The organism is Polymorphospora sp. NPDC051019, assembly GCF_040683055.1.
Taxonomy (GTDB): Bacteria; Actinomycetota; Actinomycetes; order Mycobacteriales; family Micromonosporaceae; genus Polymorphospora; species Polymorphospora lycopeni.
The window spans coordinates 83842-108850 of record NZ_JBFBCH010000013.1; the positions used below are offsets into that span (position 1 = coordinate 83842).

General features: G+C 71.4%; 19 protein-coding genes and 1 CRISPR repeat array. Of the genes, 11 read left to right on the top strand and 8 right to left on the bottom strand.

What is annotated here, in order from left to right:
- Positions 1-27 precede the first annotated feature (27 nt).
- Entirely contained in the window at positions 28-2871 is a 2844-nt protein-coding gene (gene cas3 / locus AB0M79_RS22530) for a CRISPR-associated helicase Cas3' (protein ID WP_364216939.1), read from the bottom strand.
- The gene (locus AB0M79_RS22535) at positions 2868-4970 is read right to left on the bottom strand and encodes a UvrD-helicase domain-containing protein (protein ID WP_364216942.1); all 2103 of its coding nucleotides are present in this window, start codon (positions 4968-4970) and stop codon (positions 2868-2870) included. The genes cas3 and AB0M79_RS22535 overlap by 4 nt, the downstream gene beginning before the upstream one ends.
- A 259-nt stretch (positions 4971-5229) precedes the next feature.
- On the opposite strand from AB0M79_RS22535, the gene AB0M79_RS22540 reads away from it, so the two are divergent.
- Entirely contained in the window at positions 5230-6468 is a 1239-nt protein-coding gene (locus AB0M79_RS22540) for a serine/threonine-protein kinase (protein ID WP_364216945.1), read from the top strand.
- Here AB0M79_RS22540 and AB0M79_RS22545 read toward each other — a convergent pair.
- On the bottom strand, positions 6458-7027 hold the full coding sequence (locus AB0M79_RS22545; RefSeq protein WP_364216948.1) for a hypothetical protein: 570 nt from the start codon (positions 7025-7027) through the stop codon (positions 6458-6460). The two genes, AB0M79_RS22540 and AB0M79_RS22545, sit on opposite strands and share 11 nt — an antisense overlap.
- A gap of 435 nt (positions 7028-7462) precedes the next feature.
- Between AB0M79_RS22545 and AB0M79_RS22550 the strand changes: the two genes are divergently transcribed.
- The 3 genes from AB0M79_RS22550 (at position 7463) to AB0M79_RS22560 (ending at position 10777) form a co-directional block, all read left to right on the top strand.
- Entirely contained in the window at positions 7463-9574 is a 2112-nt protein-coding gene (locus AB0M79_RS22550; RefSeq protein WP_364216951.1) for an N-6 DNA methylase, read from the top strand.
- A 124-nt stretch (positions 9575-9698) separates the two neighbouring features.
- Positions 9699-10220, top strand: a complete 522-nt coding sequence (locus tag AB0M79_RS22555) for a sigma-70 family RNA polymerase sigma factor (RefSeq protein WP_364216954.1) — start codon at positions 9699-9701, stop codon at positions 10218-10220.
- Between the two features lie 83 nt (positions 10221-10303).
- Entirely contained in the window at positions 10304-10777 is a 474-nt protein-coding gene (locus tag AB0M79_RS22560; protein ID WP_364216957.1) for a hypothetical protein, read from the top strand.
- Positions 10778-10876: 99 nt separating this feature from the next.
- On the opposite strand, the gene AB0M79_RS22565 is transcribed toward AB0M79_RS22560, so the two are convergent.
- Entirely contained in the window at positions 10877-11545 is a 669-nt protein-coding gene (locus AB0M79_RS22565) for a class I SAM-dependent methyltransferase family protein (RefSeq protein ID WP_364216960.1), read from the bottom strand.
- A 428-nt stretch (positions 11546-11973) separates the two neighbouring features.
- Between AB0M79_RS22565 and AB0M79_RS22570 the strand changes: the two genes are divergently transcribed.
- Positions 11974-13839: a heavy metal translocating P-type ATPase gene (locus tag AB0M79_RS22570; protein ID WP_364216964.1), complete on the top strand. Its 1866-nt coding sequence runs from the start codon at positions 11974-11976 to the stop codon at positions 13837-13839.
- 274 nt (positions 13840-14113) lie between these two features.
- Positions 14114-15548: direct repeats of the CRISPR family, unit length 28 nt; unit sequence CTGCTCCCCGCGCACGCGGGGGTGATCC.
- Positions 15549-15936: 388 nt separating this feature from the next.
- On the opposite strand, the gene AB0M79_RS22575 is transcribed toward AB0M79_RS22570, so the two are convergent.
- From AB0M79_RS22575 to AB0M79_RS22585, 3 genes are all read right to left on the bottom strand, one after another.
- Positions 15937-16944: an FAD-binding oxidoreductase gene (locus AB0M79_RS22575; RefSeq protein WP_364216967.1), complete on the bottom strand. Its 1008-nt coding sequence runs from the start codon at positions 16942-16944 to the stop codon at positions 15937-15939.
- A 176-nt stretch (positions 16945-17120) separates the two neighbouring features.
- Positions 17121-17660: a dihydrofolate reductase family protein gene (locus tag AB0M79_RS22580; protein WP_364216970.1), complete on the bottom strand. Its 540-nt coding sequence runs from the start codon at positions 17658-17660 to the stop codon at positions 17121-17123.
- Positions 17661-17690: 30 nt separating this feature from the next.
- On the bottom strand, positions 17691-18689 hold the full coding sequence (locus tag AB0M79_RS22585) for a sigma-70 family RNA polymerase sigma factor (RefSeq protein WP_364216973.1): 999 nt from the start codon (positions 18687-18689) through the stop codon (positions 17691-17693).
- Between the two features lie 149 nt (positions 18690-18838).
- Between AB0M79_RS22585 and AB0M79_RS22590 the strand changes: the two genes are divergently transcribed.
- From AB0M79_RS22590 to AB0M79_RS22605, 4 genes are all read left to right on the top strand, one after another.
- The gene (locus AB0M79_RS22590) at positions 18839-19621 is read left to right on the top strand and encodes a maleylpyruvate isomerase N-terminal domain-containing protein (RefSeq protein WP_364216976.1); all 783 of its coding nucleotides are present in this window, start codon (positions 18839-18841) and stop codon (positions 19619-19621) included.
- An 83-nt stretch (positions 19622-19704) separates the two neighbouring features.
- Positions 19705-20118 carry a nitroreductase family deazaflavin-dependent oxidoreductase gene (locus AB0M79_RS22595; RefSeq protein ID WP_364216979.1) on the top strand — a complete coding sequence of 138 codons (414 nt, stop codon included), beginning with the start codon at positions 19705-19707 and terminating at the stop codon, positions 20116-20118.
- Between the two features lie 374 nt (positions 20119-20492).
- Positions 20493-21707, top strand: a complete 1215-nt coding sequence (locus tag AB0M79_RS22600; protein WP_364216982.1) for a hypothetical protein — start codon at positions 20493-20495, stop codon at positions 21705-21707.
- Between the two features lie 131 nt (positions 21708-21838).
- Positions 21839-22159, top strand: coding sequence for a hypothetical protein (locus AB0M79_RS22605; protein ID WP_364216985.1), 321 nt, complete (start codon positions 21839-21841; stop codon positions 22157-22159).
- 35 nt (positions 22160-22194) lie between these two features.
- Here AB0M79_RS22605 and AB0M79_RS22610 read toward each other — a convergent pair whose 3' ends face one another.
- Positions 22195-22620, bottom strand: a complete 426-nt coding sequence (locus AB0M79_RS22610) for a hypothetical protein (protein ID WP_364216988.1) — start codon at positions 22618-22620, stop codon at positions 22195-22197.
- A gap of 125 nt (positions 22621-22745) precedes the next feature.
- On the opposite strand from AB0M79_RS22610, the gene AB0M79_RS22615 reads away from it, so the two are divergent.
- Both AB0M79_RS22615 and AB0M79_RS22620 read left to right on the top strand, forming a co-directional pair.
- Positions 22746-23321: a TetR/AcrR family transcriptional regulator gene (locus AB0M79_RS22615; protein WP_364216991.1), complete on the top strand. Its 576-nt coding sequence runs from the start codon at positions 22746-22748 to the stop codon at positions 23319-23321.
- 1 nt (position 23322) lies between these two features.
- Positions 23323-24975, top strand: a complete 1653-nt coding sequence (locus tag AB0M79_RS22620; RefSeq protein ID WP_364216994.1) for an amidohydrolase family protein — start codon at positions 23323-23325, stop codon at positions 24973-24975.
- Positions 24976-25009: the final 34 nt, after the last annotated feature.

The window sequence follows — 25009 nt, forward strand, 5'->3', positions numbered from 1 at the left end:
CACCTCCTTCGTGAATCGGAGTGGGGATCAGGTGGTGGCCCGGCCGACGCGCAGCCCTTCGGTGGGGTCGTAGTGCAGGTCGAAGCCGGCCACGGTGGCCGCCCCGTCGGCGTCGACGTCGAGCACGAGTTCGCCGGCCAGCCAGGGGTTGTCCTGCCAGGCGCCGAGGTCGTGACGTCGCTCCAGGTCGGCGATGACGTCGTCGATAACGTCGGCGGCGGTCATCGAACGTGGCAACGGCAGGGTGCAGCGCGCGATCATCCGGGGCAGCGGCCAGCGCGGGAGGCTGGCGGTTGGCACCGGTACTCCACCGCCGTCGATCCAGGCCGGGAGAGTCAGGCCGTCGGCTGTCCGTACCAGCAGTAGGACCTCGAGGGATTCGGCGTCGGTGTCGCGGACGTGACCCTGGGCCACGCGCTCGTCGGCGTCGCCGACGCCGCCGGAGAGCCAGCCGGTCAGTGGCACTCCGGGTTCGGCGACCTCGGGCAGGCGGAAGCCGTCGGCCTTCAGTTCCTTGGCGGTGATCTCGTCCCGCTGCTTCGCCTCCGCTTCGAGCATCGCGGGCTGCCACGACGGCGGGCCGAGCGGCGCGTCGCCGTAGGCGGACTGGGTGAGCGGGGCGATGTCGGACGGCAGTCGCAACGGTGTGCTGTCGAGGTGTGGCAGCAGCACGGCGGCGCTGCGCAGGAGGGCGGCCGGCTGGTAGACGCGGCGGGAGCCGCTGACCGGTTGCGGCGGTTCGGTGGTCCAGTCGGCGCCGGTGATCCAGCAGGTCGGTGTGGTCAGCCGGGCCGGCCGGCCGTCGCGGGGATGACGGTGGAGCCGGCCGATGCGTTGCAGCACGAGGTCGACCGGGGCGAGGTCGGTGACGAGCAGGTCGAAGTCGATGTCGAGGGACTGCTCGGCGACCTGGCTGGCGACCACGACGTGCCGGTGCGGGCGGCTGCCGGTGCCGGGCGGGCCGAAGGTGTCACGTAGCCAGCGGTCCTTGGCGGCGCGGTCGACGGCCATGAACCGGGAGTGCGCCACCGACACCGGCGTGTCCGGTCCGAGAGCCGCACGCAGCGCGGCGGCGGTCTCCTGGACCCGCGCCACGGTGTTGCGGACCACGAGCGCGCAGCCGCCGTCGGTCAACCGGTCGCGCAGCAGGTCCGCCAGCGCCGGCACGTCGTCGGGCAGCCGCTGTACCTGGACTTCGACGCCCCGTCCCGAGTCGGCACAGCTGACGGCGGTGCCACCCCGGTCGGCGGTGGAGACCGTGACCAGCGGGTACCGCAGGTCGGTGCGGAGCGGGGCGTACGGGTCGACGCGCGGCTTGCCACGGTCGCGCCAGGTGGGCCGGGGAATCGGGCCGAGCCGGCCGTTGTCGTACTTCTCCAACAGTTCGGCCCGCCGATTGGCCGGCAGGGTCGCCGAGAGGACGATGACCGGCACGCCGTACGCGCCGAGCCATTCCAGGGCCCGGTCGAGGAACCGTCCCATGTAGACGTCGTAGGCGTGGGCCTCGTCGATGACGACGATCTTGCCGGCCAGGCCGAGGTGACGCAGCACGAGGTGCTTGCTGCGCAGCGCCGCGAACAGCAGTTGGTCGATGGTGCCGACGACGAAGCTGGACAGCAGTGTCCGCTTGGGTCCGGCGAGCCACTTGTGCACGCCGATGTCGGTGCCGCCCTCGTCCTCGGCGATGCCGCTCGGCAGCGATGTCCTCCGCAGCCGGTCGTACTCGGGGTTGAGTGCCGCCTTGCCGTGGGCCAGCCGCACGTCGCGGTCGCCGCGGCCGACCTGGGTGTCGGGCAGCCGGCGGAGCCAGGACAGCATCCGGCCGAACATGGCGTCGCTGGTGGCCCGGGTGGGCAGTGCCAGGTAGCAGCCGGACGCGCCGGTGCGGTGGGCCATGATCTCGACCGCCGCCAGGGCGGCCTCGGTCTTGCCCTCCCCCATCGCCGCCTCGACGATCATCATGCCGGGGGCCGGCATCGTTTCGGCCAGTTCGGCGACCGTACGCTGCACCGGGCGTGGCAGCGCCCCGGCGGGCAGCGCGAACCGGGTCGCGAACCGCTCGTCCACGCTCGGCGGCGGCACGGCGGGCTGCCACGGAACGGGCAGGTCCAGCAGGTCCCAACCGGTGTGCAGCCGGTCGGTGTCGGTGCTGTCCAGGACGTAGGGGAAATAGTCCTCGTTGCTGGCGATCCAGTCGGCGACGATGACAAGGCCGGTGAGGGCGGCCTGGGCGGGCTGCGACAGCGGTACGTCGTTCCAGTCGACGAGCCGGTCCCCCGCGCCGGACCGTTCCGTCATCCAGGTCAGCAGTTCCCCCTGCACCTGCTGCCAGGCGGGGTCGCCGAGCAGATGCGGTCGCAGTCGCACGTTGTCGAGGCCCTCGTCGGTCGGCGGGACGCCGTGGTGGCCGCCGACGATGACGGCGTACGGGTGGGGGTCGGTCCAGCCGCGGTCCTGCAGCCATTCCGCGAGCACGATCTGCCCGGCGGTGGCGTGGGGGGCGTACCTGCGGTCGGCGCGGATCAGGTCCCGCCGGTAGTCGAGCCCGTGGTCGCGCATCCGCTCGGCCAGCGCGTGTGCCTGGCAGGCGAAGGCGGGTGTGGCCTTGCCGATGTCGTGCACCCCGGCGATCCAGACGGCCAGGGTGCGACCGTCGGCGTCGCCGCCGGGCAACTCATCGGCGATGCGTCGGCGTACCGCCCGGCCCAGCCAGTGGTCCCACAGCTGTCCGGCCACGTCGGCGGCGTCGGCCAGGTGCCGCCACAGCGGCAGCCAGCCGACCGGCGACGTACCTTTGCGGTCGGTCTTGCCCCAGACGGCGCGTGCCGCGTCGCCCAGCTTGGGACCGTCGTCGGCGGTGCCGGCGCTCATCGGGTCACCGGCAGAAGCGGACTGGGTGAACCGCTGTGTGACAGGTAGAGCACGTCGCGGGCGCGGGTCAGGGCGACGAACAGCAGACAGCGTTCCCGTTGCAGGTCCTGCTGGTGGGCGTGCGGGTCCTCGGCGGCGGAGGTGAGCGCGTTCGGGGCCGGCAGTACGCCCGCGTCGAGCCCGACGACGGCGAGGCACTGGAACTCCAGCCCTTTCATGCGGTGCATGGTGGCGACGTGCACCCCGTCGATGCCCCGCTTGTCGTCGGCGACGGTGATGTGGGCGTCGCTCAGGATCCTGCTGACGGTCTTGACGAGCTGTCCGGTGCGGACGGCCACGCCGATCGCGTGCGGCTCCACCCCCTGCTCCAGCCAGGTCCCCACCCGTTCGATCAGCGCTTCGTGCTCGTCGTCGCGGCTCCCGGCGGCGGCGACCTCGGGTACGCCGCCACGGGTGATCGAGCGGTAGCCGCGCAACGTGTCGTCCTGTCCGTCGAGGCCGACGGCGGCGTCACCGTTGAGGATCCTGACCGACAGGTCGAGGATCTCGTGGGTGGTCCGGTAGTTGACCGTGAGCCGTCGGGTCCGGCCGCGGACCTCGATGCCGAGCTGGGTCAGGGAGACGTGGCTGTCGTAGATGCGCTGGTAGGGGTCGGCGAGCAGGAACAGGTCGTTCGGCCCGGGCGTGACGAGTGCCCGCAGCAGCCGCCACTGCGCCGGGTGCAGGTCCTGTCCTTCGTCGACGACGACGTGCCGGTAGGGGGCCGGTGAGCGGCGCAGGATCGCGGCCGCGTCGTCGGCGAGCTGGGTGTGGGTGCGCAGGCGGCGCTTCGCCAACTCCTGCGTCACGGTGTGGATCGCGGCCCACACCTGCTCGCGTTGGGTGGCGCGCAGGCGTGCGCCACGGCCCTTGCGGGACGCGTCGCGGTACGCCTCGAGCGTGGTCAGCTGCTGCGCGAGTATCACCTGTTCCCACTCGTGCCTGAGGAAGGCCGCACTGTAGGTGGTGACGTGGCCGGCGCGGTCCAGGTAGGTGGGACCGGCCTTCGCGGCCGCTTCCCACAGCTGGTCGATGATCGTGCTCTCGGCGACGGCGACCTTCCCGCTGTCCCGGGACACGATCTCGTACGCCAGCCTGTCGACGCTGACCACGTCGATGCGCGCCCGGACCGCCGGGTCGGTGGTGAGCCGGTAGAGCTGTCTGGTCAGGGCGTCGGCGAGCGCGCGGGTGAACGTGGTGAGAAGGACCTTCTGGCCGTCGGGCAGCCGTTCGGCGAGGAACACCGCCCGGTGCAGGCCGGTCACGGTCTTCCCGGTGCCGGCGCTGCCGGTGACCAGAGCGGGACCGCTGTACGTCTCACGGCGGGCTACGTCGCGTTGCGTCGGGTGCAGGAAGGTGCGCCACAGGTCGAACGGGTGGGCAAGGATGGCGGCGAGTTCCATCGGCCCGGAGACGAAGTGAACCCGTTCGGGCGTACGGCGGGCCGCGGTGAGCAGGTCGTCGGTGTCCACACCCGACACGATCCGGTCGGCCAGCTCGGCCCGGACCTCGTCCACGGTCATTCCGCTGGCGAGCCCACGCAGGACGTCGAGCTGCGTCTCCGGCAGGCGCCCGGCGAGGCTCTCCAACTGCTTGTCGGTGACCATGATGCGCAGCAGCGGCACCAGATCCTCGTCCACCCCGAGCCGCACCAGGTCGGTCGTCGAAACCTGGTCGAACAGTCCGGCCACGGGCGGCTCCGACGGTTCGGTGCGGGCGAACTCCTCGATGCCCGCCTCGTCGCGCATCTCCAGCACGCCGAGCACCTGGTTGACGGTGAACCGGCGGCTCACCGCGAAGGTGTTGGCGTCGTCGTGCGGCAGGACGTTGAGAAGCACGTACCGTTCTTCGCCGAGCCGGAGCACCACCCCGCGATACGACAGGTCGATGCGGATGGTGCGGATGTTCGGATCCCGTGCCCCGGCCAGCTTCTCCAGATGCAGCCCGGCGTGGGTGTGCTGGGCGAACTTGCCGATGGCGGCGACGACGGCACTCTGCACGCGACGTGGCAGCACGGCATAGGCGGGCAGGAACTCCCGACCAAGGGCCAGCTCAGCCATACCATCCCCTGTCGGTGGCACACCCATACGACACCTGGGCGCGAAAGTCGGAACCTGTCGTGACCCGGACACGGCCGAACGTGCCGGTCACGCAGCATGGGAAGCGTGTAGACGGAGCCGCCGCACGCCGGTCCACATTGAAGCACTCTGTGAACGACCTTTGCAAGCGACCAATGGTGGTTGATGTTCACGGAGACGGGCAGTTTCGACCGGACGGCCGTACCGGACCACCGGTCGTCCGGTCGGTATGCTGAGCCTCGTGGTGCCCGGTGCGAGCCTGAAGAACCGGTACAAGCTGGCCCGACTCCCGTTGCCACACAAGGGCATGGGTGTCGTCTGGCCGGCCCGCGACGAGTTGCTCGACCGCCCGGTCATCGTGAAATTCGTCAGTGCCGCCAGTGTGGACACCGATCTCTTGCGCCGGTTCCGGCGTGAGGCGCTGCTAACCGCCCGGCTCGACCACCCCGGCGTACCCGCCGTCTACGACATCGGCGAGCATGACGGCCACCCGTACGTCGTGTTCCAGAAGATCGACGGAATCACCCTCGCCGACCTGGCTGCGGAGCAGGCACCACTGCACGTCGGATGGGTGGCCGCCATCGGCGCGCAGGTCAGCAGCATCCTGCTCGCCGCACAGGAGATCGACCTGGTCCATCGCGACATCAAGCCGAGCAACATCATGCTGGACACCAGTGGCGCGGTGAAGGTGCTCGACTTCGGCCTGGCGGTCGTGCGCGACGACGACCGCTACTCGCGGATCACGCAGAGCGGGCAGAGTCTCGGCACGGTGGGCTACATGGCTCCCGAACAGGTCCTCGGGGAGGAGACCAACCACCGCACCGACCTGTACGGCCTGGGGGCGACCCTCTTCGACCTGCTCACCGGCCGCCCGCCGTTCGACGGCGTGACCACCACGACCACACTGCGGCACCAGATGCACGACCCGCCGCCCCGTCCCACCCGGTTGCGGCCGGACATCCCCGCCGTGCTCGACGACCTCGTGCACGCGCTGCTGGCGATCGAACCCCGGGACCGGCCGGAGAGCGCCGCCGACGTCTACGCCGTCCTGGCGCCGCTCTCCCACGACCTGCCACCCATACCCGGAGTGGTCACCGACGCCGTGACGGCGGTGCGGGCATACGCCGCCGTCGTGGGACGAGTGCCGCAGCAGGCTCGCCCCACGACGGTGACCGCCGCCGGGTTCGACGTGGAGTTGACCGCCGCGCACGCGGAACGGTTGCAGGCCGCCGGCGAGCACCGCGCCGCCGCACGGCACTGGCGCCGGCTCGCCGAGCACCACGCGCGACAGTACGGCGACGAGGATCCCCGGGTGTTCGACTACCGGGCTCGCGCCGCCCGCACCCACGTGGCGCTCGGCGAGCGCAGCCGGGCGCTGCGGCAACTCCAGACGATTCTCGACGACCGGCTGCCGGTGGACGGGCCGGACCATCCGGCGGTGCTGGATCTGCGTACGGAGATCGCGCGACTCAGCACGTGACGGCGGGCGTCTCCGCACACACCAGGCCCGGATCGCTGAACGTCCGCGGCAGCAACACCACCTTCTGCGCCGGAAAACGGCCGTCGCCGCACCTGAAGATCCGGACACAGTTCTGCCCGCGCGTCTCGGTCGCCAGCGCACGCCCGGCCAGCGGCGAGTACATGGTGCTGTGCTTCAGCCAGGCCGCCTCCTCGCCGTGCCGGTCGAAGCCGCGGCCGATCGCCGCGTGCCCGAACACGTCGTGGACCGCACGGAACATGTCGTTCTCCGCGTCGCTGAGGTAGGGGTGGGGGTTGCCGCTGGCGGCGCTGGCCCACACCTTCAGCCGGCGCCGCCGCAGGTCGGCGAGCATCGCGGCGGCGTCCGGGTACGGGTCGGTGTCGACGATCCGGACCGTTACGCCCAGGCCGCCGAACTCCGCCCGCCCCACCATGAAGTGGTACTGCCGCACGGTCTCCCGGCAGAACGCGGCGTACGCCGGGTAGGCCCGCTCGTCCCGCACGGGTGCCGACGCGTACGCGTCGGCGATGGCCACGCCGACGGCGGGGTCAAGGCGCACTCGCGCGTACGCGTGAGGGGCCGGGCTCAGCGTGGAGGGGGACACGTACCGCCGGGAGCCACGGCACGCGTACGTGACCGGCGGGAAGCTGTCGGACGGGGCGGTCGGCGGCGTGGGTACGAACAAGGGTGTTCATGGTCCTCCTTCGGTAGTCGGGTCAGGCGGATACGGGTCAGCGGACCGCTGGGCCCTGATCGCACAGGTCTCGTCGCGGGCCCTCGCCGGGCCTCGGGTCCTGCTCACGCCGCAGCAGCTCGCCGAGCACCCTGATCTCGGAGACCCGGCGGTCCTGATGGAGCTTCGCGAACTTTCCGATGGTGCTGCTGCGCCCTCGACGCGGCATTGGTCCTCCCTGAGTCGGGGATCGGAACTGCCCAAGAACATAGCCCCTGTGAACCGTGTACACAATCCCTATCGTCATGCTAGCGTTCACGCGTGACAAAAGAGTCGACCCTGGCCCCACGCGAGGCCACCGTGACCGCCAGCGGCATCGCGCGACTGGCCAACGTCGGCCGGGCAGCGGTAAGCAACTGGCGGCGCCGCTACGCCGACTTCCCGACACCCGTCGGCGGCACCCCGACGAGCCCCGCGTTCGACGCCCGCGAAGTCGAACAGTGGCTGCATCGCCACGGACGACTCACGCAGGCCGGCACCGCGCAATGGGCCTGGCGACACATCGAGAGCTACCAGCCCGCGGCGCAGATCAGCGACGCCCTCGGCATCGCCGGCGCACTCCTGCTCCTGCGCGCCGACCAGGCCGGGCCACCCGGCGACAGCCTGCCGACCCCGAAACAGCTCGTCAGCCACCTGCGCACCCTCGACTCCGGCCTGGCCGAGCTGATCGGTGACGTACTGCCGAAACAGTGGACCGCGCCGCTCACCACACTGCTGCGCACGGTCGACCAGTTCGGCTCCGAACAGGGCGCGGAAGCCGCCTTCGAATACCTGCACGGCCAGTACGTGACGTCGGCCCACTCCATGTCCGGCCTCGCCGGCACACCCGACGTCGTCGCCGACGTGATGCTGACCCTCGCCGGCGCAGGAGCCCGTACCTTCGACTTCAGCAGCGGCACCGGATCCATCCTGCGCATGGCCGCCGACCGGGCCCTGCACGACGGCACGGCCACCCGCTGCCACGCACAGGAAGTCAACGCCCAGTACGCGCTGATCACCCTGCTGCGCCTGTGGTTCGTGCACCTGCGTACCCGGCGCGCTGGACAGGCATCGGAACCGCCCGTCGTCCACGTCGGCGACAGCCTGCTCGCCGACGCCCTACCCGACCTGCGGGCCGACGTCGTCGTCGCCAACTTCCCCTTCGGCATCCACGACTGGGGCCACGACCGCCTCGCCTACGACGCCCGCTGGACCTACGGCCTGCCGCCACGCACCGAACCCGAACTCGCCTGGGTGCAGCACGCCCTCGCCCACCTCTCCCCTGGCGGCACCGCCGTCGTACTCATGCCGCCGGCCGCCGCATCGCGCCCCGCCGGCCGCCGGATACGCGCGGAACTGATCCGCCACGGAGCGCTGCGCGCGGTCATCGCCCTCCCCGCCGGCCTGATGCCGCCAACCGCCATCGGACTACACGTCTGGGTCCTCACCCAGCCCGATCCGCACCAGCCGGGCGCCGGAAACCTGCTCATGCTCGACACCACCACCGCGCCGGCCGGCCAACCCCTCACCCAGATCGTCGGCACCGCCTGGAACGCGTACCGCTCCGACAGCTACGCCGAAATGCCCGGCGTCCACCGCGCCGTACCCGCCATCGAACTGCTCGACGACCAGGTCGACCTGACACCACAGCGTCACCTGCCACAGGCCGGCACACTCGCCACCACCCCCACCGAGATCATCGGCAGGATCGGCGACTTCGACCGGCTCCTCGACCACATGCGACGCAGCCTGCCCGCGGTCCACGAGACACCGACAGCACCGCTGCGCGAAGCTCCCCAGGCCGACGTCACCGACCTGATCCGATCCGGCAGTATCACCGTCCAGCGCACCGTCTCCCGTAGCCGATCAGCCGACGCCGCCGGCGGCACCGTGCTGACCGCCGCCGACATCCTGACCGGCGGGCCAGCCAGCGGACAGGCGACCCGTGCCACCGACGACACCCCCGGACCGCGGGTAGACGCCGGCGACATCCTCGTCCCGGTCATCGGCCGCAGAATCACCGCCCGGGTCGCCACGCCGGAACAGGTCGGCGCCGAACTCGGCCCCGGCGTCCAGTTGATACGCGTCGACACAACCCGCTTCGACCCATGGTTCGTCGCCGGTGTCCTCTCCCGCACGGACAACCTGCGGATCGCCGGCCGAACCTCGAGCACCGCGAGCGGCACCCTACGCATCGACATCCGCCGGCTCACGATTCCTGTCGTACCGCTCGACCAGCAGCAGGCGTACGGGCAGGCGTTCCGTCAGCTTGTCGAGTTTCGCCACACGCTCGAGCAGGCGGCGGCGGCCGGAGCGGCCCTGGCCCGCGAGATCGGCGACGGCCTCACCACCGGCGCTCTCGGTGTTGTCCCGTCACCAGTCCCAACAGCGTAGAGGGTGCGCTTGGAAAGTCCTCCGGGGTCGGTAAGGATTTCGTCGTGGGGCGACAAGTACGGGTGTGACAGCACCAATTCGGGAATCGGAGCGGGCCGCCGCCGACCGGCAACGGTTGACCGATATGTTTCGGCGAAATGGCGATGCGGTCCTGGCCTACGCCAGTGACCGGTTGGGCGGCCACGATGCCCAGGACCTCGTGGCCGAGGTGTTCGTAGTGGCGTGGCGGAGGCTGGAAACAGTCAGGGAGGGCCAGGAGCGGCCCTGGCTGTTCGGGGTGGCCCGGCGGCTGATTCTGCAACACCAGCGCCTACGCGGGGGAGACGTGGCACTTCGGGCCCGGCTACACGCCCAGCCCGCTGCTGGTGAGGCTGACCATCCGGAGCCGGAGGCCGCGCAGCGAGCGGACGTGCTCCGGGCCTTGGCGGTGCTGGCCGAGGGCGATCGGGAGGTGCTGCTGCTGCGGTACTGGTACGACTTCAGCGGCGGCGAGGCGGCCCGGGTGCTGGGCTGCTCCACGGCGACCTTCGCCGTGCGGCTTCACCGGGCCCGCCGACGATTCCAGGCCGCCTACGAGCGGCAACCAGCGGAAACACCGGCCGCGTCCACGACCAGTCTGACGGCATATACGAGAGGGCTCCAGTGAAGCGGCACGACACCGAACAGTCGATCCGGAGCGCGCGTCCCGACCATCCGCCTGGGTTCGCAGCCAGCGCGCAAGGAGAGGCGATGCTCGCGAAGGTTCTCGACACAGCACGGCAGCCCGCACAACGCTCCCGGCGACGGGCTTTGGGGATCGCGGGTGCGGTGGTAGCAGGAGTGTTGTTTGCTGGGGGCGCGACCGCCGCGATCGGCGGGTACGGCGCGCCCACCGCCCCCCGGGAGGCCCTTCCTGCGAACGGGGATGCCTTCCTGTGCGCCACCGCCGGGCTGCAGCGCATGGGTGAGGCGGCTTCCTCCGCCGAGGAGTCCCCGGTGGATGCCTGCCGCAGATCGTGGAGCCAGCTCTTCGACGACGCGGCCCCCCGCCACCTCTACCCCTGCGTCAAGGCGATGGACGACAGCCCCTCCCCAGAGGCCAGCGCATCTCCGTCGTCACGCCGGTGGAACGGGCTGCTCTACGTCCTCGACGGTGACCAGTTCGCCAACGCGCCGCAAACCTGCGGGGCGGTCGGGATGATGGTGGCGCCGATCGCCGAATGACAGCCCGCAGCCCGTGAGAAGGCAACCGCCCGGGATGAGCCCGGCCGAGCAACCAGACCTACCTCCGATCTCCCAATGCGTCGGCGCTTCGGTTTGACATCATGCGATGAACTGGAAGATCTTGCCGCCAGCAGGCAACGGCTGCGGGGTGCCGGTGAAGCGGTGGACGCCAACGGAGAACAGGACACCGTCGGGGGCGTGGAATGCCTCTTCGGCGAATCCCGCGTCGGCCAGCCACGTTCTAATCGCTGGCGTGAGGTCGGGCGTAGATCGGGTCCTGGTCCAGATCACCGTGGCACCGAGGGCGCAGAGCTGTGGCAGCGCGTTGATGGTGGTACGGGCGTCGGCGTCGCTGATGTTGCCCAGGACTCCCGCCATGATGACGAGGTCGGCGGGCACCGCCTGTCGGTACGAGGCGAGGTCGCCCGCGTCGGCCTGCATGACAGTCACCGTGTCGAGGTTTTCGGCGGCTGCTGTTGCTCGGGCTGCGGCTACGTTCCGCGGGTCGTACTCGATCAGGGTGGCACCGACCCGCGTGGCGTCAGGGCGCGCTGCCAGCACGTCGAGGATGTCGCGGCCTTGGCCGGCGCACACGCTGACCACGGTCACGGGTTTGCCGGGCCGCTCGTCGAGCCACGCGGCGATGTGCCGCTGAACAAGGCGCAGCCTGTGTGCCAGCGGCGAGCCGTGGTCGGCGTAAGGGCGGTGCCAGTCGTACCAGTCTTTTCCGTGGTTCATGTGGGCCGAGCCTGCCAGACCAGCCGTCACGGTCCTGTACCGCGCTCAGGTAAGTCGCGGCGGTGCCCGGCCCCATTCATGACCTGCTTGACCGGCAGGCGGGGCGTACGCGGCACCGGCTCGTCCCGCATCCGGGCTGGCCGAGGCCGGACAGGATTCCACGCAGGGTCTGCCGGGCCGCGGACACCTCGACAACCCAGCTCAGCGGGACCATCAAGATCCCGAGCCGTGTCGCGGTGAGCCAGCGCCTCGCTGGCCCGCAGCCAACTCTTCGATCGCCGGCAAATGCCGGGCGGCGGCGAAGAGTTCGAGGCGGTCGCCTGCCATCCCCACCCCCGTCGCCTCCATCGTGCCCAACAGACCGGGCCGGTGCCGGTGGTTCCGGATACCTCGGCGGAGTCACCCCGACGGGTCCGGCCGGCATGTTCGGGCGTGCCTCGGCCGGGGATGTGGCAAGCATGGGTGGGACACCACGCTGGCGGCGGTGGCGGGACTTCGCGCCGCTGGCCGTGTTGACGGTCGTGGTGCTGCTCGGCGCCGGCTTCTGGATCGCCGGATCGCGCCGGGCCGCCGACGCCTGCTGGGCCGTGGCGGCCCTGGTCACCCTGCTGGTCACGCTGCGCTGGCTGCTCCGGTCGCTGCGGCAGCGGCGCATCGGCGTGGACGTGATCGCCACCCTGGCCCTGGTCAGCACCCTGCTGACCGGTGAGTACCTGGCCGGGGCGGTGGTGGCGCTGATGCTGGCCACCGGTCACACGCTGGAGATATACGCCCAGGGCCGGGCCAGCCGGGACCTGCACGAACTGCTGGCCCGGGCTCCGCGTACGGCCCGCCGCCGCACCGCGGACGGCGGCATCGAGACCGTCGACGTCGACCGGGTACGCCGCGACGACCGGCTACTGGTCGGCCCCGGCGAGGTCGTACCGGTCGACGGTCGTACCGAGGAGCCGGCGACGCTGGACGAGTCGGTGGTGACCGGCGAGTCGCGGCTGGTCGAGCGGCCGGCCGGGGACCGGCTGGCCAGCGGCGTCGTCAACGCCGGCGCGGCGTTCGGGCTGCGGGCCGCCGGCACCGCGGCCGAGAGCACCTACGCCGGCATCGTCCGGCTGGCCGAGGAGGCGAACGCGGCGAAGGCGCCGATGGTCCGGCTCGCCGACCGGTACGCGGCGGCGTTCGTACCGTTCACCCTGGTCCTGGCGGGTCTCGCGTGGGCGGTGTCCGGGCAGTTCGTACGGGCGGTCGCGGTGCTGGTGGTGGCGACGCCGTGCCCGCTGCTGCTGGCCACCCCGATCGCGATCGTGTCCGGGCTGTCCCGGGCGGCCCGCCTCGGGGTGCTGGTTCGCGACGGCGGATCGCTGGAACTGCTCGGCCGGGCCCGGACCCTGCTGCTGGACAAGACCGGGACGTTGACCGCCGGCCGCCCGCGGGTGGATCGGGTGGTGGCGGCGCCCGGCGGTGACCGGGACGAGGTGCTGCGGCTGGCGGCCTCGGTCGAGCAACTGTCGGCGCACGTGCTGGCGGCGGCGATCGTGCGGGCGGCCCGGGAGCGGGGGCTGCGGCCGGTGGTGCCCGAGCAGGTCACCGAGGATCCCGGTCAAGGGGCCGGGGGCCGGGTCGACGGTCGGCTGGTCCGGGTCGGGCAGCACGGCGGCGACCTGCCGGAATGGGCCGTACGCGAACGGGACCGGGCCGAGACCGACGGCCTGTCGACGGTGTGGGTCAGCGTCGACGGCAGTCCGACGGGTGCGGTTCTCCTGCGTGACCCGGTACGCCCGGACGCCGCCGACACCGTACGGCGGCTGCGGCAGGCCGGCTTCTCGAAGCTGGTGATGGTGACCGGGGACCGGCCCGAGGCGGCCGACCGGGTGGCCCGGGCGGTCGGCGTCGACGACGTGGTGGCCCGCTGCTCCCCGCAGCAGAAGGTCGACCGGGTACGCGCCGAGTCGGAGCACGGCGTGACCGTCATGGTCGGCGACGGCATCAACGACGCCCCCGCGCTGGCCGCCGCCGGGGTAGGCGTGGCACTGGGGGCGACCGGAGCGACCGCGTCGGCGGACGTCGCCGACGCGGTGCTGTCGGTGGACCGGCTGGACCGGCTCGCCGATGCGGTGGAGATCGCCCGCCGGTCCCGGGCGATCGCGGTGCAGAGCGCCACCGCCGGCATGGGGATGGCAGTGGTCGCCATGGTCGCGGCCGCGTTCGGGCTGCTGCCGCCCGTTGCCGGCGCGTTTCTTCAGGAGGGCATCGACGTCGCCGTCATCGTCAACGCGCTACGGGCCCTGGGCGGCCGCCCACGGATACCGGACACAGCGCAACGACGGTGAACTTCTACGCGGGTAGCCGGTGACAGCTGACGGGACGGAAACCCGGGCCTCGTCGGTGGTGCCGGCCTTGGCGTCCACGGCACGCTCCCGTACGAACAGAGGTCCGGACTACCCGCCCTTCTACAATGGAGCTGAAGGCCGGAACCCTAGCCTCTAGTCTCAATAGTTCGCACGGGACGCTGGTTTTGCCGAATCGATAAATCCAGATGGAAGCTTGCCAACCAAAGTGAAGAAAAACGGCCTACTTGATCTTTAGAGCACCAGGTCAGAAAGCCTGCTCCCCGCGCACGCGGGGGTGATCCGGTCCGGGCGTTCTGGCGGGCGATCGTGGACCCCTGCTCCCCGCGCACGCGGGGGTGATCCCAGTTCGAGTGTCAGGTCAACACCTGGAGCCTCCTGCTCCCCGCGCACGCGGGGGTGATCCGGTGAGCCGTTCGGAGCTAAAGCGCGGTGACATCTGCTCCCCGCGCACGCGGGGGTGATCCCTCGACGTTCAGGCAGAAGGCGATCCCGAGGCGCTGCTCCCCGCGCACGCGGGGGTGATCCCGCGGCATCCGACCGACGTTCTTTTCCCCGCATCTGCTCCCCGCGCACGCGGGGGTGATCCCTGGCCTGCATGTCACGGACGGACCGCATGAGCCTGCTCCCCGCGCACGCGGGGGTGATCCCGCCCGGTCCACCGGGGACACGTCGCTGTCCTTCTGCTCCCCGCGCACGCGGGGGTGATCTGATCCCGTCGTCTGTTGTCATCCATTGTTGTACTCACCCTGCTCCCCGCGCACGCGGGGGTGATCCCATGCAGTACGAGCGGAATTCACGGACCGCGACCTGCTCCCCGCGCACGCGGGGGTGATCCCGGGCCGACCACAGCGTTAGGTCGTGCGTCACTCTGCTCCCCGCGCACGCGGGGGTGATCCCGTGCCTTAGCGGCTGAGGCTAGGCCAACACATCTGCTCCCCGCGCACGCGGGGGTGATCCCTGATTGTCGGGTCAGATGATGTAGTCCTGATCCTGCTCCCCGCGCACGCGGGGGTGATCCTTGGTCCCGCGTAAGGGGGTCAAGGAAGACAAGCTGCTCCCCGCGCACGCGGGGGTGATCCCACCCGGTCGTCGTAGACCGTCAGCCGCCACAACTGCTCCCCGCGCACGCGGGGGTGATCCCTTGTCGAGCAGCAGAGCCCGCCGGATCGCCCTCTGCTCCCCGCGCACGCGGGGGTGATCCGTGCCGGAGTGGGGCGAGCGGCGTGTTCACCCCTGCTCCCCGCGCACGCGGGGGTGATCCCCAGCACAAGGACTATGCCCAGCGAAACATGGTCTGCTCCCCGCACACGCGGGGGTGATCCCGAGGCGCTCGCCCGCGACCTCAGCGACCTGAGCTGCTCCCCGCGCACGCGGGGGTGGTCCCCGGTCGGCCCACACTGATCCGTCTGCAACATCCTGCTCCCCGTGCACGCGGGGGTGATCCCTCGGCATCACCGCGAGCGAGTTGCAGGTCAAGCTGCTCCCCGCGCATGCGGGGTTGATCCGAAGCAGATCGCGAAGGAGGTGTACCAGCAGGGCTGCTCCCCGTGCAGACGGGGGTAATCCGGAGGCGGAGCCGCGCCGGTACAGCCGCTCGTACTGCTCACCGCGCATGCGGGGATGATCCCGTCGGCGATCACTGGTCGTCCGTCTGGCGCAGCTGCTCCCCGCGCACGTGGAGTGCTCCCATGTGGACCGCTTGATTGCCGGTCGTGGTCGGGATCGTTCAGTTAGCAAGGCTGAGTTCGGCGACTTCCTGCGAAAGATCGCCACAGCACGAGGTGCAACTGCCGGCGCGGATAGGCCTGACAACCACCACACCCACGAGCGCCCCGAGATCGCCAGCTGAAGAAGAACCCCAGGGTGCACGCGCGCACTTCACCCCGACCCCTCCGGATCTCGGCTCAACCTCGTCGAGGTCTGCGCGGGGTCGTTCGACAACGTCAAGGAACTCATCGCCGCGATCCGCACTTTCATCGACGGCTGGAACGACCGACGCCACCCCTTCACCTGGACCAAGACCGCCGCCGAGATCCTGCCGCACACCACCGGTGAGCGAGATTCAGATGCGGGACGCTAGAAGCGATCGGGGCGGCAACCCGACAACACCGGCTCGTCGATGCCGTTGACCAGTTCCCGCGCGATGAGGCGACCCATGGCCGGGGCAAGCGTGACCGCCGAGTGCATCACCGCCAGGTAGAGACCGCGTACGTCGGCGACCGGACCGACGATCGGCTCACCGTCGGCCGGCATCGGGCGTACTCCGAGCCGTGTGCCGAGCAGCTCGACGCTCCCGGCACCACGGAAGGTGGACCGGACGGCGGCGAGGGTCCGTGCGGGCGAGTCCGCGGCGGCGATCAGCCGGTCCGCGGCGACCGGCCGGAGATCGAAGTCCTCAGTGTTGACCACGGTGCGGACCAGGCCGGCCGGCGCGCGAAGCCGGAAGAGCGGGCACGGTGAAGGCTCGACCGGGACACGCACGCCGAGCGACGCGCCGAGCGCGGCCGTGGCAACGCCGGCCGCCAACACCACAGTCGTACCGGACAGGGGTCCTACGGCCGTCTCGACCCCGGCCACCTGGCCCGCCGCATCCCGGCGGACCGCGGTGACTGCGGTGTCCAGATGTACCCGGGCGCCATGGGCGCGGGCGCCGGCGACCAGCCGCTCGGTCACGCCGACCGGGTCGACGGCGCCGTCGTCGGGTGCCCATACGGCCCACTCCGGGGGCTGTCGAAGGTTGGGCTCGAGCGTCATCACGGTGGCCGCGTCCACGATCTCCTGCCCGGGTCCGGCCTCCGGCGCGCTGCCTTCCGCGCGCCAGCTCAGTGAGCCGGACCAGGTCACCGGGAGTCCCGGCAACTCGGCCTCGACCCGGTGGTACTCCTCCGTCGCGGTGGCCCGGATCCCGGCCGCCGGACCGGTACGTACGCCGGACGCTCCGACCCAGGCGAACGAGTCCGCCGTCACGCCGGCGCCTGGCCGCCCGGCATCGAGCAACGTCACGGCGGCGCCCGCCCGGGCGGCGTGGTAGGCCACCGACGCGCCGACGATGCCAGCTCCGACGACGACTATGTGCCTACCCACCGGTACGCTCACCACGTTGACGACCCTACTGTCCGCAGCGGCTCCGTCCGTGCGGCCTGACGGGTCGCCGCCCGCTGACCCGGTAGGCGGGATTCATACGCGGAACACTGGCAGTGCGCGTGGTGTGCCGCTCCCCCGCCGGACGCGGTGGAGCGGCACGCCTGTCGCGGCCTCCGTTACCGCCGGACCTTCAGCCAGATGGTCGGTACGGGACCCTGCGCGGTCGTGACCTCGTCCATCCGCACATGGGCGCCACCGGGGTGGTGGAACAGGCGTACGCCGTCGCCGAGCAGTACGGGTGCGATGAACACCAGGATCTCGTCGAGCAGGCCCGCCGCCAGGCACTGGGCGGCGACGTCGGCGCCGAGGACGTTGACGTACCGGTCGCCGGCGGCGGCCTTGGCCGCGGCCACTCCGCTGGTCAGGTCGTCGACGAAGGTGGTGTCGGGTACGGGGTTGGTGGGCGGCCGGTGGGTGAGCACGAACTGCGGGCCGGTCCACTGGCCGCCGAAGGCGCCTTCCTTGTCGGTGTCGCGGTTCGGGTCGTCGCCGTAGTAGGTGCGGGCGCCGATGAGCAGCGCGCCGATCTTTCCGACGAGGTCGTCGGCCACCGGGTTGGGGCCGCCGACGTGCTCGGCGAGCCAGGACATGTCACCGCCGGGGCCGGCGATGTAGCCGTCGAGTGACATGGTCGCGGAGTAGAGAACTCTGGTCATGCTTCTTGAGACTACGGTCGCCCGGAAAAACTATCGGTCGAGGCGCGGTGGCAGCCGGAACGCCGGGAAGAGGGCCGGATTGTGGAATGCGGTGATCTCCGTGATCTGGCCTTTCTCGACGCACAGCACCCCGATCGCGAACGGCGCGTACGAGTGCTCTTCGGGGCGTCGTACGTAGGCCGCGGCGGCGAGCTGGCCGTTGGCCCGTGCCGGCAGCATCCGGAACGTGCCCACGTACTCGGGCGAGTTGGGGTCCCAGCTCGTCGACAGTGCCGCGAGCACCGCCGGTCGGCCGGCGAGCCATTCCGGGTACGGCGGCATCGTCGTTCTTACGTCCTCGGCCAGCAGTTCGGCGATCTCGTTGAGGTCGCCCCGTTCGGCCGCCGACATGTATCGGCGTAGCACCGTGCGCTCCTCGTCGGTGGGCGGGGCGGACGGTGCCCAGTCGGCCCGGCCCGGTGGCAGGTGCTTGCGCAGGGTCGCTCGTGCCCGTTGCAGCGCGCTGTTGACGGATGCGACGGTGCCGTCCAGTGTCTGGGCCGCCTGCCGGATCGGCCAGCCGAGCACGTCGTGCAGGATCACCGCGGCGCGCTGCCGGGGTGGCAGGTGTTGGATCGCGGCCAGGAACGCCAACTCCAGCGTCTCCTTCGCGACGACCCTCGCTTCCGGCTCGTCGGAGTGCGGCGCGACCGGCTCCCACAGGTGGTCGGGAAACGGCTGCAGCCAGGAGGGGGCGACGACGGCGGGTTGCGGCTGGCCCGGGTCGTACGGCGGTCCGACGTGGTGTGGGAGCACGCGCCGCGCCCGACCGGTGAGGGCGTCGAGGCAGGCGTTGGTCGCGATCCGGTAGAGCCAGGCGCGGATCGACGAGCGCCCCTGGAATCCGTGCCGGCCCCGCCAGGCCCGCAGCAACGTCTCCTGAACCAGGTCTTCCGCTTCGTCGAAGGACCCGAGCATCCGGTAGCAGTGCACTCGCAGCTCGCCCCGGTGCCGCTCGATGAGGTCGGCGAAGTCTTCGTCGTCGCTCACCCGGCGACCGTACCGAACCGGCCCGGGCCCGGCTCGCCCCGCACCCGCCGAACGTGGCCGCAACCTGCACTTATGGCGGACGGTAGCCGGCCTTCCGTGCGCTAGCATCCGAAACAAGATCACCGCCGGGAGGGTGAATGGTCCTCAACGTGCCATCCGCAGCGACGGACCGCGACGACCCGCGGGGTCGGCCGGAGATCGACGTATTCCTCGACACCCTGCAGGACGTGCCACCGCACGCGCTGACCGCCTGCCAGGGCTGGACCGCGCACGAGGTCGTGGCCCACCTGGTCTCCGGTGTAGAACTCCTGACCGAGCAGGCCCGGGCCCATCTCGAGGGGCGGCCCGCTCCGGCGGTGACCGACTGGGCGGCGCGGGAGCTGCCGTACCAGGCGCTGGACGACCGGGTGCTGCGCCGCCGGCTGGAGACCGGCGAACGGGAGATGACCGAACTCTTCAAGCACCTTGCCGCCCCCGATCCGACCGCGGCAGTTCCCGGGTTGGGGTGGGGCATGCCGGTCGGGGAACTGGTCCTGCACATGCGGCAGGAGTTCGCCGTGCACCGCTGGGACCTCGTCGGCGACGACGGCCAGGGCGACGAGGTGCTGGCCCGGCCCGAACTGCTCGCGCACTCGGTACGGATGCTGCAGAACTCGCTGCTCGCAACCGGTCTGGCCGGTGCGGGCGGAACCGGGGCCGACTTCGCCGCCCGGCTGCGGTGCCCCGACCAGCCCGATCTCGTCGTCGAGGTACGGCGCGGCGAGGGGCGGTTCGCGCTGGTCGAACCCGACGACGGTCCCGCGGTGGAGACGGATCCGGCGGCCCGGCTGCTGCTGTTGTGGGGCCGCCGCCCCTCGGATCCCCGGCGGGTCCGCAGCGGGCTGCCGCCGGGCCAGTTACAGCGGTTGCAGCAGTTGCTGTGCGGATTCTGAACCGCACCGGTGATCGGTCGGTCACCGGCGGAATAGTGATGCCGGATGGACGGTTGGGGCCAGTTGTGACGACGAATCCCGAAATGAGCCCGACCGACTGGGTCCGCAGGCAGACCGAGCAGATCCTCACGCAGGGCACCACCGAGGGCGTATTGATCTTGGATCGCCCGATCGTGCTGGTGACGACGACCGGCGCGCGGACCGGCAAGGAGCGCTACGTCCCCGTCATGCGGGTCGAGCACGACGGCCGGTACGCGATGGTCGCGTCCAAGGGCGGCAGCCCCGAACACCCTTCCTGGTATCACAATGTGAAGGCGAACCCGGCCCTGACGCTGCAGGACGGCACCGCGATCGACCCGTACGTCGCCCGCGAGGTGGCCGGCGCCGAGCGCGACGAATGGTGGGCGCGGGCCGTCGCGGCCTTCCCGCCGTACGCCGAGTACGAGACCAAGACCGAGCGTCTGATCCCCGTCTTCGTCCTGGAGCCGGCCGGCTGATCCGTGCCGCGTCACGGCCGCGCCGGGCCGGGTCGGACACCTCGCTCCACATGATCACCTGGCTCGGGCGGCCGTCAACTGCGGGCTGGAGGACCGGGTCTACGTCAACAGCGCCCGGCCTGCCCCCAGCGCTGTCCCATGCCACTACTGCCGCCGGCGATAGTGGATTTTGGAGGTATATGCACCGGATGAGATCAATGCAACTGGTGCACCCGGCAACTGGGAACGCGCGCGAAAGAATCATCACGCAGGGTGACGGTACGTGCCTGAAGCGGAACACTCCCGAATCGGAGCGGTCGACCGGCCGCTCCGATTCGGGAGGAAGAGGCCCGCACATGATCATGATCGGAGCACAGTCCTCGGCTCGGCGTGCGATGCCGCGTCGCGCCCTGGTCACGGTGGGCGTCGCCGTGCTCGTCGCCGCGTCGCTCGCCGGTCCGGCGCCGGCAGCACCCCCGGCGGTCGACGCCAGGCCCACCGCACCCGGCGCGGGGCTGGTCGGCTCCGTACCCGGTGGGTTCGCCACCTGGTCGGAACTGGTCGACGTCCAGACCCGGCTCAACGCCGTGGCAGAGAAGATTGCCTCGGCCAGGAACGCCGGCTTCGCCGGGATCGTGGCCGCCCCGGAGAACCGTGAGGTACGGGTCTACTGGAAGGGTGATCCCGGCGGGACGGTGCGTTCACTGATCACCGACCTGAACCGCACCGTCCCGGTGAGACTGCTGCCGGCCCGGTTCTCGGAGGTCGAACTGGCCGGCGCGGCCCGCCGGCTCGCCGCCGTACCGAACGTCGTCAACGTCATCCCGAAGGTCGACGGAAGCGGCGTCCAACTGACCGTCACCGGTGACAGCGCACAGGTCGGCATGGCGCCGGCCGTACGCGAGTCCGCCGTCCCGGTCTCGGTCGTGACCGGTGAGCGGCCGGTGGCCACCCACAGCCGGCAGGCCGACATTTCCCCCTACTACGGCGGGGGCCGGTTCTGGTCACCGATCGGTGCGTGCAGCACCGGCTTCGCGATCAACCTGGGCGGCCCCCAGCAAATGCTCACCGCCGGTCACTGCGGCGAGAACGGTCAGACCGTCACCACCGGCGCCGGCGTCCCCATGGGCAGCATCCACAGCAAGATCCTCTGCCAGGACATCGAGATCATCGACGCCCCCTCCTTCGGCCGGGTCTTCAAGGACCTCGCACCGGGTAGCGTGGCCGTCAGCGGCACCGCCGACAGCTTCGTCGGCAACTGGGTCATCCCCAACGGAGCCTCCAGTGGCGAACTCGGTGGCGTCCAGGTCACCGCGGTCAACCTCTTCCTCGCCGTCAACGGCATCCCGTGCGACACCGTCGGACCGCTGATCCAGGCCCGACAGGTCGCCGGCCGGTGCGCCGTCGCGCCAGGGGACAGCGGCGGCCCGGTGATCGCCTACCGGCCCGACGGCACAGCGAACGCCCTCGGCACCATCACCGCCGGCCAGAACCCCGTCCCGAACAGCGCCTGCCCCAGCGCCATCTACGCCCCGGGCTACAACTACGTGTACTACGTCCCGATCAACGCCTCGTTGCGCACCTACGGCGTTTCGATCGCCACCGGCTGATCGCGTACGCACCGGGCCCGTCGGCTCCGCCGGCCGGCCGGCCGGCCCGGTGTTCGCCCGGTCTCGCCGCAGCCGGAGGCACGGGTCATGATCGTGGTGGTGGGACGGGCAGCGCGGTTCGGAGGAGCGGAGTGGACGACTACGCCAGGGTGATCGCAGCCTTCGAGCGGCTGCACGCGGCCGGATGCCCGCTTCCCACCGCCGAGCAACGCGAGCGGATCGCCAAGGTGGCGTTTCGACGGTGGCGAAGCTTCGACCGGCGCTCGCGGGTTCGTCGCCCCGCACGGGCCGATCGCATCCGGGACCTCGCGCACGGCCTGGTCGATGCCCTGGAAGCCGAGCCGCGCCTGGTCGGCCCCCTCGTGCGCGACTACGAGTGTCTGGCGGAAGCCTTCGCGGCTGCCGTTGATCCGACGGCCGATGAGGGCGAGACCCCGTCTGCGCTCCGGTGACCCGGACGAGGTCGACCAGACGGATGGCGGCGTTGTCAGGCGGTCAGCAGCAGGATTCCCGCAGAGATCAGGGCGATGACCTTGATCATCTCCAGGGCGATGTAGGCGTGGTGGCTACGTGACCGGGGCGCATCGTGACCGGCGAGGACGCGGTCCGACCGGCGGGTCAGCCGTGGCCGGACCAGGGTGAGCTGAACGATCAACGCGACCACGGCCACCGTCACGGCGGTGACCGCGCCGCGCGACGGGTGGCCGGCGACGAGCGCGACGACGAGTACGGCGGCGAGCACGACTTCGACGGTGTTGAGGGCGCGGAAGACGAGCCGGCCGATACCGAGCCCGATCGGCAGGGTGACGCCGGGAGCGCGGAACTTCAACGGTGCTTCCAGGAACGAGATGGCCAGCACCATGCCGAGCCACACGAAGGTCACCGCGGTGGCGACCGCTGGCGCGGGTGTCATCACTGCTCCCGTTCGACGAACTTTGACCCCGGGAGCAGGCTAGCAACCGTCCCCTCCTCCACCGCCGCGTGACGCCGGCCGGGGTCGCGCTTGCGCCGGTGGGTAAGTAAGTATTTACTTTCGCCGTGAGTCGACGCGACGAGATCATCGACGTGGCCCTACGTCTCTTCGCCGAGCGGGGCTACAAGGCCACCACGATCACCCAGATCGAGGCCGCCGCCGGCCTCTCCCCCGGCGCCGGCGGGCTCTACCGGCACATCGGATCGAAACGCGAACTGCTCGTCGCCGCCTTCGACCGGGTCCTCGACAGCCGCCGCGCCGCCCAGAACATGCCGAGAATCACCGACCTGGACGACCCACGCATCGCGATCAGCGTCGCCGGCCGCGCCGTGCTCGCCTACGTCGCGGCCGACCGGGACCTCTACCGGCTCGTCCTGCGAGGCGGCGACCTGCCCGTCGACCTCTCCGACGTGTACCAGCGGCTGTTCCAACCCGGCTTCGACGAGGTCGCCGGGTGGCTGGCACAACTCGCCGGTGACCGGCCCGGGTTCGACGCGACGGCCGTCGCCGCCGTCGCCCTGTCGTCCCTGTTCTACTTCGCGATCAGCGAGTTCACCTACGGCTGCCCGCCCGGGCACGTCGAACAGGAACGGTTCCTCGCGGCCTGGACCGCGGGGCTGCTCGCCCAGCTCGGAGTCTGACGTGAGCACCGTCTTCAGCGGCGGCACGATCCGCACCATGGACCCGGTCCACCCGGTCGTCGACGCCGTGGCGATCGACGGCGGCGTGATCACCGCCGTCGGCGACGCGGACACCGTACGGGCCGCCGCCGGCCCCGGCGCCACCCACCATGACCTGGCCGGCCGCACCCTGCTGCCCGGCTTCGTCGACCCGCACCACCACCTCTACCTGGTGGCCGGCGACCGGTACACCCGAGCCTTCGACGACCACCCGGCGAGGCTGCGGGACCTCCTCGACCGGATCGCCGCCATCGCCCGCGCCGACACCGGCACCGGCTGGCTGCGCCTGCACGGCGTACGACCGCTCCTTTTGGCCGAGGGCCGCCTGCCGACCGCCGCCGAACTGGACACCGCCTGCCCCAACCGGCCGCTGCACCTGCTATCGGTCAGCTACCACGAATCCACCATCAACTCCGCCGGACTGTCGGCGCTCGGATACGGCACCGCCACCCCCGACCCGGGCGGTGGCCACCTCGAACGGGACCGCCGCGGCCGCCCCACCGGTGTCCTCGTCGAACAGGCGAGCTTCATCGCCGAGTCACTCACCCGGCGCGCCACCACCGGAGACGCCGACTGGGTGGAACGCGCCACCGCACACAGCCGGCTCCTCGCCCGGCACGGCATCACCCGCATCGCGGACCTCGCCGTACCCCCGGAGGGGGCCGGCCGGTACGCCAGAGCCGCACCCGATCTCGCCGTCACCGTCCACCGCTGGCACGTCGGCGCCGCCGAGATCGGTGATCCCACCATGCCCGACCTCGACCCCGACCAGGATCCCGGCCACCCCCGCACCCCGCTCGGCGGCTTCAAACTCCTCATCGACGGCGGCGAACGGTGCGACCTGTGCCTCACCGGCCGGCAGCTCCTCCGCTCCGCCGCCGGGATGCCGCTGGCGGTGCTGCGTCACGGCCGCCGGGCCCTCGCCCTGTCCCGCCGCGGCGGGACCCCGGTCCGTCGCCCGGACGGCCGCTGGCACAACGGCCTGCGTGTCCTGGACCGCGACCGGCTGACCACCGCCGTACGGGCGGCGGTCGCCCGGGGCCTGACGCCGGCCCTGCACGCCGTCGGCAACGGCGCGGTGACCGACGCTCTGGACGCCGTCAACGGGCTCGGCGTCCCGGTCCGGATCGAGCACGCCATGATCTGTGACCCCGCCACCGCGCGCCGACTCGCCGACTCTGGCGCACACGTTGTCGCCCAGCCGTCCTTCCTGTACGACCTCGGCGCGGAACTCACCATGCTGCCGCTGCCCGCCCCTCTGCGGCTGATTCCGCTGCGCACGATGCTCGACGCGGGCGTGCCGGTGGCGGCCAGCAGCGACTACCCGGCCGGCACGCTGTCACCACTGGCCGGCATCCAGGCCGCGGTCACCCGTCGCGTCGCCGGCGGCACGGTCGTCCACCCCGAGGAGGGACTCACCGTCGAACAGGCCCTCGCGGCGTACACCAGGGACGCCGCCGCGGCCCTGGGCATGGCCGGACGGGCCGGCGTGCTGCGTACCGGGTCCGCCGCCGACCTGGTCGAACTCGACCGGGACCCGGTACGCGCCAACCCCGAGAGGATCGCCGGGATCAGGGTCACCGGCACCTGGTGCGCGGGCCGGCGCACCGCATGACCGGTGGCCGACCGTGGCGCGGCGCCCGGGGCGC